16 protein-coding genes are annotated in these 15,837 nt (G+C 52.8%); 9 read left to right on the forward strand and 7 right to left on the reverse strand.

What is annotated here, in order from left to right; genetic code table 11:
- The first annotated feature begins 88 nt into the window (after positions 1 to 88).
- Positions 89 to 835 (forward strand): IclR family transcriptional regulator, encoded by a 747-nt coding sequence (locus tag AC0YNW_RS01535; protein ID WP_475830489.1) that lies wholly within the window; start codon positions 89 to 91, stop codon positions 833 to 835.
- A gap of 374 nt (positions 836 to 1,209) precedes the next feature.
- Here AC0YNW_RS01535 and AC0YNW_RS01540 read toward each other — a convergent pair whose 3' ends face one another.
- The 4 genes from AC0YNW_RS01540 to garR all read right to left on the reverse strand — a co-directional run bounded on the left by AC0YNW_RS01540 (position 1,210) and on the right by garR (position 5,896).
- Positions 1,210 to 2,061 carry a class II fructose-bisphosphate aldolase gene (locus AC0YNW_RS01540; protein ID WP_475830490.1) on the reverse strand — a complete coding sequence of 284 codons (852 nt, stop codon included), beginning with the start codon at positions 2,059 to 2,061 and terminating at the stop codon, positions 1,210 to 1,212.
- Between the two features lie 87 nt (positions 2,062 to 2,148).
- Complete coding sequence (locus tag AC0YNW_RS01545) at positions 2,149 to 3,585, reverse strand: four-carbon acid sugar kinase family protein (RefSeq protein ID WP_475830491.1); 1,437 nt, start codon at positions 3,583 to 3,585, stop codon at positions 2,149 to 2,151.
- Positions 3,586 to 3,619: 34 nt separating this feature from the next.
- Positions 3,620 to 4,966 (reverse strand): GntP family permease, encoded by a 1,347-nt coding sequence (locus AC0YNW_RS01550; RefSeq protein ID WP_475830492.1) that lies wholly within the window; start codon positions 4,964 to 4,966, stop codon positions 3,620 to 3,622.
- Positions 4,967 to 4,999: 33 nt separating this feature from the next.
- A complete protein-coding gene (garR, locus tag AC0YNW_RS01555) occupies positions 5,000 to 5,896 on the reverse strand; it encodes a 2-hydroxy-3-oxopropionate reductase (RefSeq protein ID WP_475830493.1) in 897 nt (298 codons plus the stop codon).
- Positions 5,897 to 6,097: 201 nt separating this feature from the next.
- Between garR and AC0YNW_RS01560 the strand changes: the two genes are divergently transcribed.
- Positions 6,098 to 6,715: a GntR family transcriptional regulator gene (locus AC0YNW_RS01560; protein ID WP_475830494.1), complete on the forward strand. Its 618-nt coding sequence runs from the start codon at positions 6,098 to 6,100 to the stop codon at positions 6,713 to 6,715.
- A gap of 114 nt (positions 6,716 to 6,829) precedes the next feature.
- On the opposite strand, the gene AC0YNW_RS01565 is transcribed toward AC0YNW_RS01560, so the two are convergent.
- Positions 6,830 to 7,045 carry an aspartyl-phosphate phosphatase Spo0E family protein gene (locus AC0YNW_RS01565; RefSeq protein WP_387472353.1) on the reverse strand — a complete coding sequence of 72 codons (216 nt, stop codon included), beginning with the start codon at positions 7,043 to 7,045 and terminating at the stop codon, positions 6,830 to 6,832.
- A 279-nt stretch (positions 7,046 to 7,324) separates the two neighbouring features.
- On the opposite strand from AC0YNW_RS01565, the gene AC0YNW_RS01570 reads away from it, so the two are divergent.
- Together AC0YNW_RS01570 and AC0YNW_RS01575 are read left to right on the forward strand one after the other, a co-directional pair.
- Complete coding sequence (locus AC0YNW_RS01570) at positions 7,325 to 7,645, forward strand: CocE/NonD family hydrolase (RefSeq protein ID WP_475830495.1); 321 nt, start codon at positions 7,325 to 7,327, stop codon at positions 7,643 to 7,645.
- Between the two features lie 50 nt (positions 7,646 to 7,695).
- Positions 7,696 to 7,887 carry a hypothetical protein gene (locus tag AC0YNW_RS01575; RefSeq protein ID WP_475830496.1) on the forward strand — a complete coding sequence of 64 codons (192 nt, stop codon included), beginning with the start codon at positions 7,696 to 7,698 and terminating at the stop codon, positions 7,885 to 7,887.
- Here the strand turns inward: AC0YNW_RS01575 and AC0YNW_RS01580 are convergent.
- The gene (locus tag AC0YNW_RS01580; protein ID WP_475830497.1) at positions 7,884 to 9,221 is read right to left on the reverse strand and encodes an LLM class flavin-dependent oxidoreductase; all 1,338 of its coding nucleotides are present in this window, start codon (positions 9,219 to 9,221) and stop codon (positions 7,884 to 7,886) included. The genes AC0YNW_RS01575 and AC0YNW_RS01580 overlap by 4 nt on opposite strands.
- Before the next feature lie 285 nt (positions 9,222 to 9,506).
- On the opposite strand from AC0YNW_RS01580, the gene AC0YNW_RS01585 reads away from it, so the two are divergent.
- The 5 genes from AC0YNW_RS01585 (at position 9,507) to AC0YNW_RS01605 (ending at position 14,452) form a co-directional block, all read left to right on the forward strand.
- Positions 9,507 to 10,817, forward strand: coding sequence for a homocysteine synthase (locus AC0YNW_RS01585; RefSeq protein WP_475830498.1), 1,311 nt, complete (start codon positions 9,507 to 9,509; stop codon positions 10,815 to 10,817).
- A gap of 22 nt (positions 10,818 to 10,839) precedes the next feature.
- Positions 10,840 to 11,628 carry a methionine ABC transporter ATP-binding protein gene (locus tag AC0YNW_RS01590; RefSeq protein WP_387472347.1) on the forward strand — a complete coding sequence of 263 codons (789 nt, stop codon included), beginning with the start codon at positions 10,840 to 10,842 and terminating at the stop codon, positions 11,626 to 11,628.
- Positions 11,625 to 12,293: a methionine ABC transporter permease gene (locus AC0YNW_RS01595; protein ID WP_475830499.1), complete on the forward strand. Its 669-nt coding sequence runs from the start codon at positions 11,625 to 11,627 to the stop codon at positions 12,291 to 12,293. Before AC0YNW_RS01590 ends, AC0YNW_RS01595 begins: the two co-directional genes overlap by 4 nt.
- Before the next feature lie 115 nt (positions 12,294 to 12,408).
- Positions 12,409 to 13,269 carry a MetQ/NlpA family ABC transporter substrate-binding protein gene (locus AC0YNW_RS01600; protein WP_475830500.1) on the forward strand — a complete coding sequence of 287 codons (861 nt, stop codon included), beginning with the start codon at positions 12,409 to 12,411 and terminating at the stop codon, positions 13,267 to 13,269.
- Positions 13,270 to 13,411: 142 nt separating this feature from the next.
- The gene (locus tag AC0YNW_RS01605; protein ID WP_475830501.1) at positions 13,412 to 14,452 is read left to right on the forward strand and encodes an LLM class flavin-dependent oxidoreductase; all 1,041 of its coding nucleotides are present in this window, start codon (positions 13,412 to 13,414) and stop codon (positions 14,450 to 14,452) included.
- A gap of 279 nt (positions 14,453 to 14,731) precedes the next feature.
- Here the strand turns inward: AC0YNW_RS01605 and AC0YNW_RS01610 are convergent, their stop codons facing one another.
- Positions 14,732 to 15,664, reverse strand: coding sequence for an ROK family protein (locus tag AC0YNW_RS01610; protein WP_475830502.1), 933 nt, complete (start codon positions 15,662 to 15,664; stop codon positions 14,732 to 14,734).
- Between the last annotated feature and the right edge of the window lie 173 nt (positions 15,665 to 15,837).

A 15,837-nucleotide genomic window follows, 5' to 3' on the forward strand; every position in this document is an offset into this window, starting at 1 on the left:
ATCGATGTCAAAAGCTCGCGGGGAATGGCGTGTATGATATAATGATCACGATAAATGACCAAGTATAGCATACCTCCGAGGTGCTGATATGAACGGAACACAGACGTTAGGAAGAGCAATCGATATATTATTCGTATTGGCAGAGTCCGGCTCGACGCTCACTGTAAGCGAAATCGCCGAGAAGGTGGGCATACCGGACAGCACGGCGTACCGATTCATTCAGACGCTGATCAAAAACGGCTTCGTCGAGCGCAAGGGCAGGGGCCAGATTGGCCTTGGCCTGCGCATCTTCGATCTGGCCAGAAGCCTGTCGCAGCAGATCGAGAAGGACCTGCTGACGATTGCCCGGCCGATTATGGAAGAGCTGACGTTCGCGACAGGAGAGACGACCGTACTGTTCGTGCGCTCCGGCTCGAAGGCGATCTGCATCGAAAATGTGACGAGCAAGCGGCTGATCCGGTTATCCATCGAGAACGGGCGAGTGCTCCCGCTTAATTTGGGCGCATCGGGCAAGACGCTGCTCGCCTACGAAAGCGACAAGATTATCGAGGAGATGTGCAAGCTGTTCTCCGAAGGCGAGCAAGGAGCCGAAGCGTTATATCAGGAGCTGAATACGATCCGGCAGCAGGGCTATAGCTTCACGCTGGGCGAATACGATTCGGATGCTTTCGCCGTAGCGGCTCCAATTCTTGATCCTCAGCAGCGTATTGTGGCGAGTCTGTCGGCGGCAGGTCCGATCCATCGGCTGAACAAGGATGAAATTCCTGCTGTGATCGAACAGGTAAGGGATGCCGCTTCGCGAATCTCGTGCAAGCTGGGCGGGTTATCGAGCTGAGCAGAGACGGAATTCATCTGAAACACCAAGAGCTGTCTAAAAGTCTTTTTTGACTAATAGGCAGCTCTATTTTAATTGCAAGACGATGTCACAAATTTAAAGACTATGCCATGGCTGAGCACAAACTGCGCAAGACCAATACTTCCGATCGCTGCCCAATTCGGATTCCCTGAACTCGAGTTTAATGGTGGAATCCGAATACAAAGGCGAACGCTATCGCTTCTCCAGCTAGTTCTTGCTCCGTTTGTTCCTGCCATGACAACTGTTAAAGAAAAAGAAGCCATTCCTTGGAACTGGAAGTGTCAAACACTTCGATTTCAAGGAAGGCTTCTTTCTTTTGCTCAATCACGATTTACAGACTAACTTTTGCAGCTCTATGCTTGCTTTTGTTGGGCCAGCAGCTTTACGAATTTCTTCATGACCGGCAAGATTGTGCCTTGCATATCCGCCATGATCGTGGACAGGTGAGCACGCTGCGGCTCAGCCGTGGAGGCAAATTGGATCAGATGAGACACGGCGGCGAGGGATACCTCGGTATTGATGTTCACCTTGCATATGCCGCTTTCGATTGCCTGGGCAATAATCATATCGGGCGTGCCAGACCCGCCATGCAGCACGAGCGGAACCTGCACCGATGCTTGTATGTTGCGGAGCAGCTCCAGATCAATCTTGGGCTCGCCCGTATACATGCCGTGTACCGTGCCGATAGCCGCAGCCAGGAAGTCAACGCCAGTCTCCTCGACAAAACGCTTGGCGTCGGCGGGATCGGTCAGTCGTCCGTCACCTTCCTCTTCGTCGGAGTAAGCGCCTCTTGATACGGAGCCGATCTCCGCTTCCACGGATACACCTGCCATATGGGCAAGCTCTACGATTTCTTTCGTGCGTGCAATATTTTCTTCTAGCTCGTACTTGGAGCCGTCATACATGACAGACGTGAAGCCGCACCGGATTGCCCGGACTATGGATTCCTTTTCGTAGGCATGATCTAGATGAAGCGCGACGGGAACGGTTGCCTTCCGTGCGATAGCGATTGCCAGCGCGGCGAAACCTTCCAGATCGACGGTAGGCAAGTAACGCTCGCCGAGCGCGATAATCACGGGGCGATCCTCTTCCTCTGCCGCTCGCACAGCAGCTTGCACCGTCTCCAGATTAAATACGTTAAAGGCGGCAACCGCTTTTTTCTCTTGTTGTGCTGCCAGCAAGATGTCTTTGGTCGATAGTAGCATGATTGAACTCCTTCCCCAATAAAACGGCGTATGCAGGGCATCATCAGTTGTCCGCACGCGCCGCGATTTGTCTTCAGTCCCGATGGATTATCGCTCTAGCAGCTCTACCGTATCTTTCAGCGTGGATACTGATCCTACATTGCCCGGGAAGATGATGTAATACAGCCCGGGGAACTTACTTTCGTCTCCTGTAATCCAGACTGGAATGCCGGGCTGGATCTGTCCGGCGACCGTTGCGCGCTGTACGCGCAATCCCTTGGTGCCGATATCGCTGGATGTAATGCCGCCTTTGGCAATGATGTACTTCGGCCGCACGTTCAGCCGCTGTACAATGCTGGTGACGGCATCCGAAATTTTCACCGATTGCTGCAGTTCTTCCTCTTGCTTGCCTTCCCCAAGATCCAGCCGCTCGCGGCGCGTATAGACTGTAACGGTCTTGCCGCCTGCAATTGCCGCTTCTGACTCGGCGATGACACGGTCAATCTCGGCTTTGAATGCTTCCGGCTGCGTCACCAGATGAACATCAAATTCGATAAAGGTTATAAAATCGCATGTTTTCAGCTGCTCAAGCTGCTCGGTCGTTTTCTTTACATGCGAGCCGACGAGGATCAGCCCGCCGGACCCTGGCTGGCCGTCCACCACCTCTTCCTTCGTCAGAAGCGGTCTGTCGCTTACGCCGCCAATGACTTTCGTAAAGGCCGCAGCCGTACGGAACATGAACGTTTTGCCCTTCTTCATCGCACGCACTAGCGCAATGGCGAACACCTTCACGTCGATGTCGTCGACGGCATTAACGACGACCTTATTAAAGTCGCTTACGTTCATAAGCTGCTCCTCGATGTCTCCGATTTGCAGCGCGCGCAGGCTGTCTAGCGAGACGTACGTGGTGTCCGCAGCTTTGAATGCACCGCCTGATTTTTCTTCGACCCAACGTCCCAGATCGGACTCGGTATATCCGAAGGTGCGGTCACGAGCGAATTCCGTTGCGCCCGCAGGTATCAGTTCCTCGCCATATTGAACGTAATGGATGTTGTCGATCGTATAACGTCCGCCCGCTTTGAAGAAGGGCAGAATGACCTCGCCGTCAAACGGGATGCCGGAAGCCGCTTCCGTAGTCTGGCGTAGCGTCTCGGTCTCCAGCGGATAATGTCCCCTAAGCGTGGAATCGCCGCGGCTCACAATCAGATAAGGCTTGCCGCCAAGCTGTTTGGACGCCTCCGCCGCATGACGGGCAATGTCGCGGTGAACCGTTTCCGTCTCGCTTGCGATGAGGCCGCGCGAGTTGGTCAAGATGAAGAACATCGATTCTTGCTCGCGAAAGCCTTGGAGCATCGTCTCCAGCGACCAATCTGTATACACGGAGATGCCATGTACCGTCTGAACGCCGGTCGGATCATCGTCCAGCACAATGATTTTCCGGTCGAAGCTTTGCAGCTCCGCTTTAAGCCATTCATTCACTTGCCTGCTGTCGACAGCAGGCAAGCGGTCAAATACGTCTTTCGCCAATCGGTTTCCAATATGCATAGGTTTCACACCTTTTTATTTATAGTTAGGGAGATTACAGCCCTGGCAGAATGCCGCTGAACAGGCTAAGCGCATAGACGGAAGCCAGCGCGGTCAGGCCGGCGATGAAACCGCCGAGCGTCCATACTTTAAGCGTCTGCGGCACCGTCAGCTTGCCGAAGCGGTTCACGACCCAGAAGCCGGAGTCATTCGGCAGTGACAAGCCGATGCCGCCCGCACAGATTGCGAGGCCGAGCAGAATAGGCGATACGCCCAGATCGACAATAAGCGGTCCCATGATAGTAGACGTTGTCACCAGCGCCACCGTCGAAGAGCCGAGTGATGCCCGCAGGATTTGAGAGAAAATAAAGGCCAGCATGAGAACCGGAATGCTCCAGCTCTGCATCGTCGTAATCAGATAGTCACCGATGCCGCTATGATTAATGACTGCGCCGAATGCGCCGCCCGCGCCCGTAATGAGTACGATCATGCCCGCCGTAGCGATCGCTTCGGAATACAGTTTGTTGTAATTGTCCGCAATGTAGGGGCGAAGGAAGATGATCGCCGCCAGAACGCTTATTAGCAGGGCGATGTTCTTGTCACCGATGAATCCGAAGAACGTCTCAATGGACGTGCCCGGGAACAGCATTTTGGAGAAGGTATTCGCCAGAATTAGCACGATCGGAAGCGCCAGCATGCCGAAGGACAATGCCGTGCTGATTTCTTTGCGCGAGCCTTCCTCGACTTTCACCTCTTTGATGTCCTCTGCTTTCACTTCGGTTTTCACACGTTTGCCGATGAACATGCCGTATACGAAGCCCCCGACAAGCGTAGCCGGAATAGCGCAGATTAATCCGTACAGAATGAACAATCCCAGATCCGAGCCCGTATTCTCAGCTACGATCATCGGGCCAGGCGTAGGCGCAATCATGTTATGAGAGGTAATGAGGCCGATGCCAAGCGCCGTGACGAACGTAATAATCGAGATCCCTGTGCGGGAGGCGAGACTCTTCAGCAATCCGCTCAGAATGACGAAAGCGGCGTCGAAAAAGACAGGAATCGATACGATAGTACCTGATACGGCAAGGCCTGCCGGGGATTTCTTGATGCCGAATATTTTCAGCAGCGCTTCGGCAATTTTCTCGATCGCGCCGGAAGCGCCAAGGAATTGGCCGAAGATAACGCCAAGACCGATCAAAATGCCAACCCCTGTAAGCGTATTGCCGAAGCCGGAGGTGACGATGCCAGGCACTTCCTTCAGCGGAATCCCGATGGCGATCGCCGTTCCGAAGGCGATAACAGTCAAAGCGAGAAACGGTTCAACCTTCCATTTGATAATAAGCAGGAAGAGAAAGGCTAATGCAATAACGAATGCAACAATGAGCATAGGTCCGGTTAACATAGGGCTTCCACCTTTTCGTCGTAGTGTTGTTGATTATTTAGGATTCTTGCCGCCGACTTCCACATTCGCCAGCTTCTCGTAGTACTGAACGATGCCGCCGTGATCATGTGCTTGCTTGCCTTCATCCCGGAGCGTCTCGAATACATGGCGCACATGGGCTGTAAGCGGAAGCGGCACGTCATAGGCGTCAGCCGTCTCCATCACGTTCGTCAGGTCTTTCAAGTTAATGTCAACACGGCCGCCCGCCTTGAAATTGCGCTCCAGAATCATGGGAACCTTGGCATCAAGCACCGTGCTGCCTGCCAATCCGCCTCGGATCGCCTGGTAGAGCTTCTCGATATCGATGCCGGCTTTTGCCGCCAATACGAGCGCTTCGGACATGGCTGCTATGTTAACGTTTACAATGATCTGATTGGCCAGCTTCGCTGTGGAGCCGCTGCCGCTCGGGCCGACACGGACCACATCTTTGCCCATGCTAGTAAGAACGGGCAGTACGCGCTGGAAGGCCGCTTCATCTCCGCCCGCCATAATGGATAAGGTGCCGTCAATCGCTTTGGGCTCGCCGCCGCTTACCGGTGCATCCAGCATGGAGATGCCTTGCGCCGCAAGAGCCTCGGCCACTTCCTTCGCCACGACGGGCGAGATGGAGCTCATATCGACTACGATAGTGCCTTCTTTGGCTCCATGGATAATGCCGTCCTCGCCAAGAACAACGCTCTTCACAATTGCATTATTAGGGAGCATCGTAATTATGACATCGCTTTCAATTGCAACGGCTTTAGGGGAAGCTCCTTGCACTGCACCCGCCTGTACCACGTCGGCAACGGCTTCCGTATTCAGATCGTACACCGTAAGGCTATAACCTTTTTGAATCAAATTTTTGGCCATTGGTTTACCCATGATGCCAAGTCCAACGAAACCAATCTTCATGTTGGAACCTCCTATATCGTGTTGTTTAGTGATTTCGAAAGTTATTGTACACAAATATTTTAAAAATGTATACAAAAAATACGAAATGGATACAAAATAAATATTGGATTCCACTTTCAAAGGCGATTCGATAGCTTTATAATTTAGAGATAGTCTGTACCGAACCGCTATTTTTATGAGCAGCAAAGGAAGGTTAAATTCATGAGCAAGCAGGCGTTTCAAGCGGCATATGTGCATTGTTATGAGCTGATTAGGGATAAAATATTGAACGGAGAATTGCCGGGAGGAACAAAGCTGGTAGAAGAACGACTTGCGGAAGAACTCGGCGTCAGCCGAACGCCTGTCAGAGAGTCGATTCGGAAGCTGGAGCAGGAGGGCCTCATTCAGCGCAAGCGTGTCGTACAGCCCACAGTGGAGGATTTGCGCCATATCTTCGAGGTGCGCATGCTTCTGGAGGGTTTCGCTGCGCGCTGCGCAGCATCTTATATGGACGAGGCGACTCAGGACAAGGTGCAGGAATGCATCACGATTGCGCACGAAGGCACGGTCGAGGTAACGATGGATGCGAACAAGCAGTTCCATGATCTGATCGTTCAGGCGAGCCGGAACCCGGAAATTATTAGTATTATTGATCGGATGCAATCCATCATCTATTTGTTCCGAAGAGCGGTCGTCTATTATAAACGCCCGTTCCTGATTGATGAGCACCAGCATATTCTGGATGCGATTCGCGCTCATGACGCAGCAACCGCAGAGAGGCTGATGAAGGAGCATCTACAGGCGGATTTGGATTTTTATTTGCATCTGGGGAAGCATTAGGCATGACAATAGAAGCCTCCGAGTGTCTCGGGGCTTCTTTCAATAGGCAGCGGGCAAGAAAGCTGGAGTCACTCAGGTGCTGCAGTCTATGTGTAAAGGGATGGCAGGGGCGTGCTAGCCAGCCATGCGCTTCTTCTTATCTTCTGTGCATGTGCGCCCCCATTGGTTGCATTGGTTGAACATCGGGCATTTGCGGTATTGGACAAGAGCGTCGTCCAGCGCTTGGCTAGCTAGCAGTACGGACGGGTCGACGAAGGATTGGAACTCGTCAAAGGTGTTTTCCATAATGACTCTGAGCTTCTCGATTTGATTCCTACATGGACAGTCCAAAGGGCTAATCCTCCTTTGAAAGTATAAAATTTCATGCGAAAGTATCATTTCTTATCTATAGTTTACAACAAATAGAGAAGAATGGCGATATGTGGAATAAAAAGTCGAAGAATGTTTTGTGAATTTCTGGATCGTATGTTATTTTGACGCTTGGTCCATATCAATGATAGTATATACACAAATTACCAAATAATCCAATGGGGATTATGAAATGAATAGTCCAAAACCGTTTAATCCTTATCGATTGCAAAGAGGCTGGTATTTACCGGATCACCGGAGATGCGTTGTTACAGCGCGTCTTCTTTTTTTGTTCCCTATCCCAGCACGAAAGGAGCGACCATACGGCCAAAATGGAGCGATATCCTCATTGGGCGAGATGTTGCGGCTGTGATGAGAGATGGCTTCAAGCTATACACGGAAATCTACCGTCCCGCTGATGTTGAAGATCATCCGGTGCTGCTGCGCACGCCGTACAACAAGGAAGACAAGCAGACGATGAACGATGCGCTCCCGAGCTGGTATGCCGGACACGGGTATGTTGTTGTCGTGCAGGATAGAAGGGGCAAAGGGCAATCAGAAGGACAGTTCGGGGCCCTGTGAGCATGAGGGCTGGATGAGGCTCCCGACATCGATGGATGAAGGGTGGGGTTATGGAAAGACCAAGGCTGCGCTTTGATAAAAACCGGACGCAGCCTCTGTTTTTATGCCGGTGGGGGTGCGGTGTGGAGCAGAAGTCGCAAGGGCATTTTCGAATGTGTATATCGAGCGAAGGCAAGCTATATGAATCAGTAAAAATAGCGGGCTGGACGGCGCCGCAGCGTCGGGCCAGCCCCGTCATTTAGGCATGAATGCTTGTATATCGGTTAGGCGGAATGGGGATGCCCAGATGCTCGCGAAGCGTGGCGCCTTCATATTCGGTGCGGAATAGTCCGCGCTTCTGCAAGATCGGAACCACCTGGTCGACGAAGACCTCCAGCCCGTCGGGCAGAGAAGGCGCCATCAGCATGAAGCCGTCGGCTGCTCCGCCGAGAAACCAGCGCTCAATGGTTTCGGCGATCTTCTCCGGGGTACCGACCCAATCTTCGCCGCTGAATGCGCCGGTAAGCAAGGAGTACAGCTCCCGAAGCGTCGGATTCTCCCGCTCGATCACTGGCTGATGCTTACGGTAATCCGACTTGGCGAGCTTAAGCTTGCCGAGCCCCAACTCATCGGCGCGCGCGTCCAGCGTATAGCCGGTAAAGTCGATATCCTTGAAATAATCGGAGAGGAAGCTGATGCCGGTATCCTCACTGATAAGCGATTCCAGCTGCTTTCGCTTCTCCGTCGCCTCCGCCTCCGTGCTGCCGATGATGGGGGAGAAGCCCTGCAGGATATGGACATGCTCCGGGTTGCGTCCGGCTTCCGCTACAATACGCTTGTATGAACGGTAGAACTGCTCGGCGTCCTCAAAGTTGTATTTGATCGAGAAGATGACTTCCGCAACCTGGGCAGAGAAGCTTTGGCCGGAATCCGAGGTGCCTGCCTGCACAAGGACGGGATGGCCTTGCGGGGAACGGCCGATATTGAGCGGACCCTCTACGGAGAAAAACTCGCCTTTATGCCGGATACGATGCAGCTTCTCAGGATCGAAGAATACGCCGGACTCCTTATCGCGCACGAAGACGTCGTCCTCCCAGGAGTCCCACAGCCCGCGTACGACTTGCAGAAATTCAGCCGCGCGCTTGTAGCGGAAGCTGTGCTCCAGATGCTCCTCGGCACCGAAGTTGCGGGCAGTATTGCCGGAGAGATCACGTGTTGTGACGATATTCCAGCCTGCTCGACCTTTGCTGATATGATCGACCGACATGAGCAGTCTTGCCAGATTGAACGGCTCGATATAGGAGGTGGACGCGGTGGCGACCAGGCCGATATGTGACGTAGCTCCGGCCAGAGCGGCGATGAGCGTAATGGGCTCGAAGCGGTTCAGAATGTTGGGATGGGACACTTCGTTAATGGCAAGGCTGTCGGCCAGGAAGGCGATATCGAACTTGCCGCGCTCGGCCGCCTGAGCCAACCGCTTGTAATAGTCGATGTCGATGCTGGAGCCGGGCTGCGCCCCCGGCAGCCGCCATGAGGCGGTATGCATGCCGGTCCCGACCAGATAAGCCGATAGTTTAATTTGACGTTTCGCTGTCATGTTGTGCACCCCCCATATCCAATTAATCATATAAGATTTATTGGAAAATAATTTAACACGGTGCCAATTCTTGCGTCAATCCCCATTTTCAAATGATTGCTTGAAATAATCTTTTTTTGAAATGTTGACGAATCCGGGAAGCTGGCCTATACTGTGTTCATAAGTCCAACTAAATAGGTATGAATACTCAATATTATTCTACCGGATAACCGGGGATGCTGCTGATCGTTCAGTTGCATCTCCTTTTTTTGTTCACCCATTCATCATACGAGGAGAGTGTTGAACATGGCAGACGAGCAAAACTACCGTCCTGAGACACTGGCTGTCCACGGAGGACAAGAGCTTGATCCCGCTACCTTTGCAAGAGCGGTACCGATTTATCAGACGACATCTTATGGGTTTCGTGATACCGAGCACGCGGCGAACCTGTTCGGACTGAAGGAGTTCGGTCATATCTACACCCGCGTAGGCAATCCAACGACGGATGTATTCGAGCGAAGAGTCGCTGCCTTAGAAGGCGGCGCCGGGGCCTTGTCTACCGCATCGGGTCAAGCGGCAATCACGTATTCCATCTTCAACCTTGCAGGAGCGGGGGACCATATCGTATCCTCGGCCAGCCTGTACGGGGGCACGTACAATTTGTTCGCCACGACCTTTCTGAAATTCGGCATCGACGTGACCTTTGTCGATCCGTCGGACCCTGAGAATTTCCGCAAAGCGATCCGCAGCAATACGAAAGCGATCTTCGCAGAAACGATCGGCAACCCAAAAGGGGATGTGCTGGATATCGAGACGATCGCGGAAGCGGCGCATGACAACGGCATTCCACTCATTGTGGATAACACGTTCCCGAGCCCTTATCTGCTTCAGCCAATCGCCCATGGCGCAGACATTGTCGTTCATTCCGCCACCAAGTTTATTGGCGGTCACGGTACGTCGATCGGCGGGGTCATCGTAGACGGCGGCAAGTTCGACTGGGAAGCGAGCGGCAAGTTCCCGGGGCTGACGGAGCCTGATTCGAGCTATGAAGGCATTGTGTTTACAGAAGCGTTCAAGGAGCTGGCTTATATTACGAAAGCTAGAGTTCAACTGCTGAGAGATATCGGCGCGGTCTTGTCCCCATTCAACTCCTTCCTGCTGTTGCAAGGGTTGGAGACGCTGCATCTTAGACTGGAGCGTCATAGCGAGAACGCGCTGGCTGTAGCCCGGTATCTGGAAGACCATCCGGATGTTGAGTGGGTCAGCTATCCGGGGCTTGAGTCGCACGCTTCCTACGCCTTGGCGCAGAAATATTTGAAAAAAGGGCAGGGAGCGATTCTCGCATTCGGAATCAAGGGAGGCGTCGCAGCCGGCAAGCAGCTCATCCATGGCGTAAAACTATTCTCTCATCTGGCAAATGTCGGCGACTCCAAGTCGCTCATTATCCACCCGGCCAGCACGACGCACTTGCAGCTGTCGGAGCAGGAGCAACTGGCGGCAGGCGTTACGCCGGGACTAATCCGGCTGTCGATCGGAACGGAAGCGATTGAGGACATCATCGAAGATTTGAAACAGGCGATTGAGCTAAGCCAGCAAGTGCCGGCCAGCGAGGCCTGAGGGCAGGGTGGAGGCAGTATGCATGATTACAGTACAACAACTGAGCAAGAGCTATTCTACGGCAAAAGGAGCTGCGATACAGGCGCTTGACGGAATCGATCTGCATATCGACAGGGGAGATATTTTCGGCATTATCGGCTTCAGCGGCGCGGGCAAATCAACGCTCATCCGCTGCCTGAACCGGCTGGAGGAGCCGGATGCGGGCTCCATCCTCGTCGGCGGCAAGGATATTATGCTGCTGAAGGGGAAGGAGCTGCGGCAAGCGCGCCAGAAGATCGGCATGATCTTCCAGCAGTTCAACCTGCTGGACTCCCGCACGGTATACGGGAATGTCGCCTTCCCGCTGGAGGTGGCGGGGAAGAGCAAAGCCGAAATTCGCGATCGCGTGACCGACATCCTGGAGCTGGTGCAGCTGTCTGACAAAGCGGGCATGTACCCGTCGCAGCTGAGCGGAGGGCAGAAGCAGCGCGTCGGCATTGCTCGGGCGCTCGCCAACGACCCCGATGTGCTGCTCAGCGATGAGGCAACGTCGGCGCTTGACCCGGAGACGACGCATTCCATCCTGGAGCTGATGAAGGATATTAACCGCAAGCTGAAGCTGACGATTGTGCTCATTACGCATGAGCTGGATGTGCTGCAGCATATTTGCAACCGGATGGCGGTCATCGAAGGCGGTCGAATTGTAGAGACGGGTACGGTGGATAAATTTTTTATGCATCCCGAAAGCGCCACGTCAAAGCGGTTCGTCCATATTGTGCAAAACTATTACGCCAATCGGTTTTTGGTAGAGGGACAGGGTGCGGGCATATGAGGGATGATCTATTCGATTTGCTGTGGACCGGACTGCTGGAGACGCTGTATATGGTGTTCTGGTCGTCGCTGTTCGCTCTCGCGATCGGTCTGGTGCTCGGTATTACGGTGGTCGTGACAGAACGGGGCGGCATTCTGCCGATTCCGATTCTGAACAAGGTGATCGGCTTCTTCATAAATACCGTTCGCTCCTTGCCATTTATCATTCTAATCGTCATTCTGCTGCCTGTATCGCGATTCATCGTCGGTACCTCGCTAGGTCCGAAAGCGGCGATCGTGGCATTGTCCATCGGTGCAGCTCCATTCCTGGCGCGAATTATCGAGAATTCGCTCAAAGAAGTTGCCGGGGGCAAGATCGAAGCAGCGAAGTCGGTCGGCGCATCTCCCGCCGTTATCATCTTTCGGGTGCTCATTCCCGAGGCATTGCCCGCGCTTGTGCGCGCTGCAACGATTGCCGTCATTGCGATTACGGAATTTACGGCAGTAGCCGGAGCGATCGGAGCGGGCGGGCTGGGCAGCCTGGCAATCCGATTCGGCTATCAGCGGTTCCGGGAGGATATTCTGCTTGCTACCGTGCTCGTTATTATTGTGCTCGTTCAACTCATTCAATGGACGGGGGATTGGATGGCCCGAAGCATCCAGCAGCGGCGGTTCAAACGGGAATAAGGCAATCCGATTCATCCAATTCAATCCTATGATCCAATTCCAGCGCCCGCAGGAATCGATACATAGACAATGCAATCACATGAATCCAATTACAGGAAAGAAGGTCATGATTCCGATGAAACGTAAAAAAATCAAATCGATTACAGTAGCTGCTCTTATGCTGACTCTTGCCATCCTGGCTGCGGGCTGCTCATCTGGCAATAAGGAAAAGGGCAATGAGCCGGGGCCGTCGGAGGCAGCTGGCGGCAATACGGGAAGCGTGACGCTGAAGGTCGGCTCCGCCGCCGTGCCGCATGCCGAGATTTTGAATGAGGTGAAGGCGTCTTTGAAGGAGAAGGGTGTCGACCTTGAAGTGGTGGTCTTCGACGATGAAGGGCAGCTGAATCCGGCGCTGCATGAGAAGCAGATCGATGCGAACTTCTTCCAGCACGTGCCTTACCTTGATTCGATCAAGGATGAGAAGGGTTATGATTTTGCTGTGACGACGAAGGTTCACGTGGAGCCAATCGGCTTCTACTCTGATAAGCTCAAGTCGAAGGATGAGATTAAGGAAGGCGCCAAAATCGGCATTCCGAACAACCCGTCCAATGAATACCGCGCGCTGGTGCTGCTTCAGGAGCAAGGTCTGATCAAGCTGCGCGATGATCTCACGACCTATGAGGCGACGCCGAAGGACATTGTCGACAATCCGCTTAAGCTGGAATTTATTGAAGCCGACTCCGCGACGCTGCCGCGTGCACTGCCGGATCTGGACGGCGCTATTATTAATACGAACTTGATTCTGGAAGCGAAGATTGATCCGGAGTCAGCTCTGTTCCGTGAAAATGCGAATTCTCCATATGCCAACATCATTGTCGTGCGCAAGGGTGACGAGAACCGAGAGGAAATCAAAAAGCTGCACGATGCGCTCACTTCGCCAGAGGTGAAGAAGTTCATTGAAGAGAAGTACGGCGTAGCTGTTGTACCGGCATTCTAATGGGCGATTAAGCCAGAACGAGCGACATTCTCTAAGTAAACAAGAAAAACCAAGTTAGAAACTTGCGGCAAAGCCGTCCTACTTGCGAGGGCGGCTTGCTCGCATCTATGCGATCAAACTTATGACACAGGGAGGCTGCAAGATGGCTGTACGATTAAGCATTTTGGATCAAAGCCCTATTCATAAAGGAGATACGGGCTCGGAAGCGTTAAGGAGTACCGTGCGGCTGGCGCAGCGGGCAGAGCAGCTAGGCTACTACCGTTTCTGGGTATCGGAGCATCATGACTCCACTCATGTAGCGGGATCGTCGCCGGAGGTGCTCATCTCGTATTTGCTGGCAAGCACGGAGCGGATTCGCGTAGGCTCAGGAGGCGTTATGCTCCAGCATTACAGCCCGTACAAGGTTGCGGAAAACTTCAACGTGCTGTCGTCGCTGGCGCCCGGCCGGGTCGATCTCGGCATCGGACGTTCGCCGGGCGGATTGCCAAAGTCTGCGCAGGCGCTTCGGCAGAGCAATGACGGTACCTTGCCGGATTTGACGGAGAAGCTCGCGGAACTAGACCGCTACTTAACGGATTCCTTGGAGGAGAGCCATCCGCTGTACGGATTGAAGGCCACGCCGCTCCCGCTTATTCCCGCCGATCTCTTCATTCTCGGCACGTCGGTCGAAAGCGCGAAGCAAGCCGCACGCCTCGGATTGCCGTACGTATTCTCCTTATTTATTACGGGCGATGAGGATGCAGCGGAAGAGGCTTTGAACGCTTATCGTGATGCCTTTACTTCGGTGCGCGGCTCGGAGCCGCTACCGCTGGTGGCGTTATCGATTATTGCCGCGGATACGGAAGAGGAGGCTGCGGCGATTGCCAGCGAAGTGCAGCTGATTAAGATTCATCTGGCAAGCGGTCGCACGATCACAGTATCGACGCTGGAGCATGCGGAGCAATTCGAGAAGCAGTCGACGGAGCCGTATACGATCGAAGTGAAGCAGCCGCATATTACAAAAGGAACAGGCGAGTCGGTATGGCGCGAGCTGAAGCGCAAGGCTGAGCGGCTGAATGTGCCGGAGCTGATCTTGCTTGCTCCGATTCGCCACCCGGAGAAGCGTATCCGCAGCTTCGAGCTGCTCATTGAAGCGGCACAAACAGCTTCTGAAGAGAAGGAGGCCGACCGAGCTATTCCTTAATTGGATATGAAAAGAACAAGGCGCAGCCAATAACGGCTGCGCCTTGTTCAGGCTGTCGAGAAAGTCCCCAGTTACTGGAACGTTGCTGCGGGCTACATCTTGCTCTCAACCGAAATAGGCCGTATTCGGTGTATCGCAAGAACGATATCGCCGTTATAAGTTAATCTATATCGATAAGTCGCTGCGGCGATTCAACGTAATAAAAGCATCGTTCCCTTTATGCGGGACGATGCTTTTTTGCGGAAATATGCGAGGAAATGATTCAAAAGGAGCTGTATATTATTCCGTAAATGAATCAATGACGTGGCAGCCTGCACCAATGGCAACAATGTTGTAGTTTGCGGCAGGTTTGTATTGGATGTTCATCTCAGGCAGGGTTGACATTCTTTTTTTAACTGCGTCGACCGCAGTATTGAAAAATACGGGATTCGGACCTAGCGCCCCTCCAATAATAACGGTGTCCGGCTGTGTGATGAGGGTCAAATTGAACAGACCAATGCCAAAATAATAGGCGGCGGTTTTTACAACGTGGCAAGTCAAAGAATCTTCAAGCGTAAGCGCTTCTTGCATATGCTCGAATTCGAGATGCTCGATATTGTCTATAAGCGCAGTAAGCTTAGATGGTTGCCCCAACTTAATCTGACGCACGAGTTCGTGACGAATGGCTCGAACGCTGCTGAACGCCTCTAAGCATCCATAGGCGCCGCAGGTGCATCTTGGACCATTCACATCTACGACCATATGGCCGAATGCATGATCGGATAGGACGGAATGCCGATTTTCGATTCCGAGTTTGGTTACAAATCCGCTCCGAATGCCAATGCTAGACATCGTGTAAAGGAGCCGTTCCCCCTGATCATGATTGAATTTGCGGTATTCGCCCAGGGCTGCGAGATCTGCTCCGTTTTTCTCTATGATCCTGACTTGGAATCGTTCCTCCATGAATTGCACGATCCCGTTTACAGGACGATGACTGGTCGAACCAATTCCAATCCCAAGCAGCTTCTCTTGATCGATATGATGTTCCTGAATTAAGCTTTGAACGGATTCCAGGCAAAATGCTTGAATGGCTGCGGCACTTTCAGATGATTGAAGTTTTTTCTTTATGACATCGATAATATCCAGCTCCAAATCAAGCAACGCAATCGTTATATACGAGAGTGAAATGTCGATGCCGATTACCGAATAGGCTTTCGCATTAATCCGATACATGAGCGGCTTTCGTCCCCCGCTGGAGAGTCCGTATCCGGACAACTGAATTAAATTCGCTAGAAGAAGCTCTTCTAATAAGCGAGAGCAAGTATTGGGCTTTAATTTGGATATTTCCACAACATCACTGACCGATACAGGCCCGAATTTATGAATAATCCGATACATGGTCTGCA

This window comes from Paenibacillus sp. J31R120, assembly GCF_056269225.1.

What these genes read in the sequence shown, in the direction of transcription:
- AC0YNW_RS01550 (WP_475830492.1), bottom strand. Translation starts at nt 4,966, where the DNA reads ATGTTAACCGGACCTATGCTCATTGTTGCATTCGTTATTGCATTAGCC.
- AC0YNW_RS01580 (WP_475830497.1), bottom strand. Translation starts at nt 9,221, where the DNA reads ATGACAGCGAAACGTCAAATTAAACTATCGGCTTATCTGGTCGGGACC.
- AC0YNW_RS01590 (WP_387472347.1), top strand. Translation starts at nt 10,840, where the DNA reads ATGATTACAGTACAACAACTGAGCAAGAGCTATTCTACGGCAAAAGGA.
- AC0YNW_RS01575 (WP_475830496.1), top strand. Translation starts at nt 7,696, where the DNA reads ATGGAAAGACCAAGGCTGCGCTTTGATAAAAACCGGACGCAGCCTCTG.
- AC0YNW_RS01610 (WP_475830502.1), bottom strand. Translation starts at nt 15,664, where the DNA reads ATGTATCGGATTAATGCGAAAGCCTATTCGGTAATCGGCATCGACATT.
- AC0YNW_RS01585 (WP_475830498.1), top strand. Translation starts at nt 9,507, where the DNA reads ATGGCAGACGAGCAAAACTACCGTCCTGAGACACTGGCTGTCCACGGA.
- AC0YNW_RS01560 (WP_475830494.1), top strand. Translation starts at nt 6,098, where the DNA reads ATGAGCAAGCAGGCGTTTCAAGCGGCATATGTGCATTGTTATGAGCTG.
- AC0YNW_RS01605 (WP_475830501.1), top strand. Translation starts at nt 13,412, where the DNA reads ATGGCTGTACGATTAAGCATTTTGGATCAAAGCCCTATTCATAAAGGA.
- AC0YNW_RS01545 (WP_475830491.1), bottom strand. Translation starts at nt 3,585, where the DNA reads ATGCATATTGGAAACCGATTGGCGAAAGACGTATTTGACCGCTTGCCT.
- AC0YNW_RS01595 (WP_475830499.1), top strand. Translation starts at nt 11,625, where the DNA reads ATGAGGGATGATCTATTCGATTTGCTGTGGACCGGACTGCTGGAGACG.
- AC0YNW_RS01600 (WP_475830500.1), top strand. Translation starts at nt 12,409, where the DNA reads ATGAAACGTAAAAAAATCAAATCGATTACAGTAGCTGCTCTTATGCTG.
- AC0YNW_RS01570 (WP_475830495.1), top strand. Translation starts at nt 7,325, where the DNA reads ATGCGTTGTTACAGCGCGTCTTCTTTTTTTGTTCCCTATCCCAGCACG.
- garR (WP_475830493.1), bottom strand. Translation starts at nt 5,896, where the DNA reads ATGAAGATTGGTTTCGTTGGACTTGGCATCATGGGTAAACCAATGGCC.
- AC0YNW_RS01540 (WP_475830490.1), bottom strand. Translation starts at nt 2,061, where the DNA reads ATGCTACTATCGACCAAAGACATCTTGCTGGCAGCACAACAAGAGAAA.
- AC0YNW_RS01535 (WP_475830489.1), top strand. Translation starts at nt 89, where the DNA reads ATGAACGGAACACAGACGTTAGGAAGAGCAATCGATATATTATTCGTA.